Below are 4472 nucleotides of genomic sequence, written 5' to 3'. Positions count from 1 at the left end.
CCTATCCTCGTTGGCGCCCCCCTGCCCCGCCCCCCCCCCCCGCGGGCCCGCCGCCACCGGCCGCGCCACCGGCACATCGAACGGGCACCGCGCACTGGCCAGCTCGTCCAGCCGCGCCCGCAGCCTCGCCCGCTCGTGCTGTTTCCAACCGGTGCCGACCAACCCGATGGGCACCAGCCGCCCACGCTCGTCATGAGCGCCCAGGATCAACGACCCGAACGACCCCCGCACCGTCCCCTGACCCGGCAACCATCCGGCGATCACCGCCTCGGTGGTCTTGCGCAACGGCATCTTGATCCAGGACCTGCTGCGCGCGCCGGGCCGGTAGGGCGAGTCGAGCCGCTTGGCGACGATCCCCTCGAGACCGTGATCGGCGGCGTCGGCGGCCAGCGCGCCGGGATCGATGCCGGTCCACACCGGCGACAGTTGCAGCGGCGGATGCGTCGGATCGAGCTGCTCGAGCCGGGCCCGACGCTGCGCGTAGGGCAGCCCCACGGTCGATTCCCCCTCGACGGCGAGCAGATCGAACACCATGTACAACACCGGCACCTCCCGCATCAGCCGCGCGGAGGGAGCGCGCACGTGCATGCGCCGCTGCAACCGGGAGAACGACGGCGCGCCGTGCTCGCCGCCGGGGGCGATGATCTCCCCGTCGAGCACCGCGCCGACCGCGCCGACCCGTTCGGTCACCGCGGCCGCGATCTCGGGGAAGGAGCCGGTCACCGGTTTGCCGTTGCGGCTGTAGAGCTCGCAGCGCCCGCCGGTGGTGTCGGCGACCGCGCGCATGCCGTCCCATTTCATCTCGAACCCCCACCCGCTCGGATCAGCGGGCGGTGTCCCTGCGGTGGCCAGCATCGGGGCAGGCGCCATCCCGCCAGCGTACCGCCGGCTTCCATCCGCTCGGTCATGCCAATGTGCTGGTAGTCGACCGATATGGTCCGCACTCCGGCCTTCGCGCGGTCTCGCGCCGACCCCTACAGCGACGATGCGGTTACCGCCAGGGCAGTCACCACCGGGGGTGGATCAGGCGCAGCAGTTGGGGTCGAGGACCGTACACAGCGCCGACAGCGCGTCACGGCGGGCGCGGTGGAAGATGTTCATTCCGCGCCGCTCGGACTCGACCAGCCCGGCCTTGCGGAGCTGTCCGAGGTGGTGGGACACGGTGGATTCACTGAGGCCGACCGCGGCGGCGAGGTCACCACCGTTCTGCTCCCCGGCCGGCGCGGTGAGCAGCAGCGACAGCAACCGGACCCGCACCGGGTCGGCGATCGCCTTGAGTCGCAAGGCCACCTCGAGGGCGGCCGCGTCGTCGACCGGAGCGGCCGCGACGGGCGCGCAGCAGACCGGGGCGGACATGTCGATCACGGGAAGCGCCTTGGGCATGGCGCCAACACTACCGGGGATATTGACATATGTCGAAAAGGTGAGCAGACTCGACCTGCCAGTTCTTCGATATATGTCTCACAAGTGGAGGTTCGGTCATGTCCCGCATCCAGCTCGCCCTCAACGTCGACGATCTCGACACCGCCGTCGCGTTCTACTCGACCCTGTTCGACACCGAGCCCGCCAAGCGCAAGCCCGGCTACGCCAACTTCGCCGTCGCCGAGCCCCCGCTGAAGCTGGTGCTGATCGAGAACCCCGGGCAAGGGGGCTCTCTCAACCACCTCGGCGTCGAGGTCGAATCCTCCGAGCAGGTCCACGACGAGATCGCCCGCCTCTCCGATGCCGGGCTGTTCACCGAGGAGCAGATCGCGACCACGTGCTGCTTCGCCACCCAGGACAAGGTGTGGGTCACCGGGCCCGGCGGTGAGCGCTGGGAGGTCTACACCGTGCTCGCCGATTCCGAGACCTTCGGCACCGCGCCGGATCCGAGTCCGGCCGATACCGAGGCGACCGGCGTGTGCTGCGGCACCGCCGCCGAAGCCGAGGCCGAGGGCGCCTGCTGCGGCACCGAGGCAAAGGACAAGGCGCTCGCCTCGGGCGCCGGCTGCTGCGGCTGACCCTGACGCGCGAGCGAGTTCCCCCACCTACTCGCCCCGCCACCGCGGCTCGCGCTTCTCGGCGAACGCGCGCGGCCCCTCGGCGGCGTCCTTGCTGAGAAACACCGGCATGGTCTGTTCCATATTCATCTGCCAGATCGGCTGCTCCCAGTCGGAGCCGAAATCAGCCGAACGGTGGATGATGCGCTTGGAGGCGCGCACGGCCAGCGGCGCGTTCGCCGCGATGGTCTCCGCCAGCTCGAGCGCCCGCGCGAGCACCTGATCGGCGGACACCACCCGGTTGACCAGACCCCACCGCAGCGCGGTGTCGGCGTCGATCGGCGCGCCGGTCAACGCCATCTCCAGGGCGATCTTGTGCGGGATCTGCCTCGGCAGCCGCAGCAACCCACCGGCCGCGGCGACCAGTCCCCGCTTGACCTCCGGCAAGCCGAGCGTGGCCTGATCACTCATGACCGCCAGATCGCAGGCCAGCACGATCTCGGTGCCGCCACCGAGGGCGAACCCGTTGACCGCCGCGATCAGCGGCTTGTCCACGAAATGCTGCACCAGCCCGGCGAACCCGTACTCCGGGTGCTGTGGGTCGCTGATGTCGCGGCCCTGGGCCAGCGCCTTGAGATCCGCGCCCGCGCAGAACGCGCGCCCGGCTCCGGTGATCACCCCCACCCGCAGCTCGGGATCGTTCGCCAGTTCCTCGAGCGCGGCGCCGACCGCACTCGACAGCGCCGAGTCGACCGCGTTCATGGCCTCGGGCCGATTGAGCGTGATGACGGCGACCCGCCCCCGCCGTTCCAGAACGGCGGCATCGGACATGAGCTCACCTCCTCGCCCGCGACCCGCGACGGTGCGGGCGCGTCGCCTCGAGAACCTACCGGCCGACCAGCGGCACCGCGCGAGCCGCGATCCGCGCGTCCTCACCCTGGGTCCCCGGCTGCCCGATCGGCGCGCCGCCGTCGTGCACCGCCGGGATCAGTCGACGGTGGTGAGCGCGGTGACGGCGCCGGCGAACATGGTGTTCTTGATCGCGCCCATGGTGCCTGTGTCCTTGCTGCCAAGCGGCCGCACGAAACCCAGCGCCGCCTCGAGCAGTTCGTCCTCGGCGGCGGAGACGTCGACCAGGCCGGTGGCCGCGGCGTCGGCGCCACCGAAGCGGCGGCCGGTGGTCATCGACGCGACCTGCGCCCGCGGGGTCAGCTTGGCCTGGATGAGCGCGGCCATGCCGGGGGTGAACGGGATGCGGATGTCGACCTCGGGGAAGCAGAAGAAGCCGCGGTCGGCGCGCATGGCCCGGTAGTCGTGGGCCATGGCCAGCATGGCGCCGGCGCCGAAGGCGTGACCGTTGATCGCCGCGGCCGTCGGCAACGGGAAGGTCAGCACCCGCGCCAGCAGCCCCTGCACCTGGCCCACATACCACTGCATGCGATCACCGTTGGCGCCGAGCCATTCCAGGTCGAGGCCGTTGGAGAAGAACTTGCCGGTCGCGGTGGTGACCAGCGCGTGCGCACCCTCGGCGAGCACGGTGTCCAGGTGCTTGCCGACCTGTTCGAGGAAATCGGGGGAGAAGCGGTTCTCGCTGTCGCCGAGATCGAGCACGGCGATATCGTCACGAATGTCGAGACTGGTCACTGGGGCACCTTTCGGATCGGGTTGTGCGCACCGGCGCTGGGATCGTCGGCACGTGGTCTGTCGGCGGCGGAAGGCTCCGCGGGGTCTGTGAGCGGCGGGGCCGGGAGGGGCAGAGCGAGGATCGCCCGCACGGCGGTGCGCAGCCGTTCCCGCGCAGCCGGATCGGCCCAGCGGTCGCGGCGCAGCAACAACGCGGTGGGCAGGTCGACCACGCAGGAGGTCACGACCTCGACCGCGCGCCGGTCCCGCCTGCCCCAGCGGCGCATCGCCAATCCGATGAGCAGCTCGGTCAATTGCCGTTCGGTGGCGGCGATTTGGTCCCCGAGTTCCTCGGGCAGGTCGGCGCCGAGCAGCTCCTCACGGGAGACGGTGAGCACCAGCCGCGCCGAGTCGGGGAAGCGGTCGGCGAACACGCTCGGCGCCTCGGCCGCCGCCACGATCGCCTCGCCCGGATCGGCGCCCGCGCTGTCGGCGAGTTCGCGTTGCAGATCCAGGAATCGGTGCGCGCCACGCAACCAGGCACGACCGAGCAGGCCGGCCCGGGAACCGAAGGTGTGATACAGCGCGCCGTTGGACATGCCGGTCAGCGCGGCCACCGCGCGCACGGTCACCGCGGCCGGGCCCGAGCGCGCGGCGAGCGCTTCGGCGGCGTCGAGCACGACATCGGGGTCGTGCACACGGGGTCGTGGCATGTACCGAAGAGTAACAGAGCAATCGCTCCGTAATGAAAGGGGGTCGAGGCGGGCGGTGTTTGGCACCCGCCGGGGCGGGTTAACCAACGCCCGCCGCGCCCCGAAGGGAGCCGCCGTCCCGCGGAACCCACACCCCCGCCCCCACGACAGAACCGGG

Annotated in this window: 6 protein-coding genes; 1 reads left to right on the top strand and 5 read right to left on the bottom strand. The window is 71.3% G+C overall.

Features of this window, described 5'->3' with window-relative positions; all coding sequences use genetic code 11:
- Positions 1–870: ATP-dependent DNA ligase (locus QH283_RS02750; RefSeq protein ID WP_280501441.1), on the bottom strand; the 870-nt coding region annotated here is incomplete at its 3' end.
- 153 nt (positions 871–1023) lie between these two features.
- The gene (locus QH283_RS02745) at positions 1024–1383 is read right to left on the bottom strand and encodes an Rv2640c family ArsR-like transcriptional regulator (RefSeq protein WP_280501440.1); all 360 of its coding nucleotides are present in this window, start codon (positions 1381–1383) and stop codon (positions 1024–1026) included.
- Positions 1384–1481: 98 nt separating this feature from the next.
- Between QH283_RS02745 and QH283_RS02740 the strand changes: the two genes are divergently transcribed.
- Positions 1482–2000, top strand: a complete 519-nt coding sequence (locus tag QH283_RS02740) for an ArsI/CadI family heavy metal resistance metalloenzyme (RefSeq protein ID WP_280501439.1) — start codon at positions 1482–1484, stop codon at positions 1998–2000.
- Positions 2001–2027: 27 nt separating this feature from the next.
- Here QH283_RS02740 and QH283_RS02735 read toward each other — a convergent pair whose 3' ends face one another.
- The 3 genes from QH283_RS02735 to QH283_RS02725 form a co-directional block, all read right to left on the bottom strand.
- Positions 2028–2810, bottom strand: a complete 783-nt coding sequence (locus tag QH283_RS02735; protein ID WP_280501438.1) for a crotonase/enoyl-CoA hydratase family protein — start codon at positions 2808–2810, stop codon at positions 2028–2030.
- A gap of 156 nt (positions 2811–2966) precedes the next feature.
- Positions 2967–3623 carry an enoyl-CoA hydratase-related protein gene (locus QH283_RS02730; RefSeq protein ID WP_280501437.1) on the bottom strand — a complete coding sequence of 219 codons (657 nt, stop codon included), beginning with the start codon at positions 3621–3623 and terminating at the stop codon, positions 2967–2969.
- Entirely contained in the window at positions 3620–4315 is a 696-nt protein-coding gene (locus QH283_RS02725) for a TetR/AcrR family transcriptional regulator (protein WP_280501436.1), read from the bottom strand. The genes QH283_RS02730 and QH283_RS02725 overlap by 4 nt, the downstream gene beginning before the upstream one ends.
- Positions 4316–4472: the final 157 nt, after the last annotated feature.

This window comes from Nocardia farcinica (assembly GCF_029867845.1).
Lineage (GTDB): Bacteria > Actinomycetota > Actinomycetes > Mycobacteriales > Mycobacteriaceae > Nocardia > Nocardia farcinica_A.
Note: the sequence above shows the minus strand (reverse complement) of the source record. Positions and strands in the feature narration are given on the sequence as shown.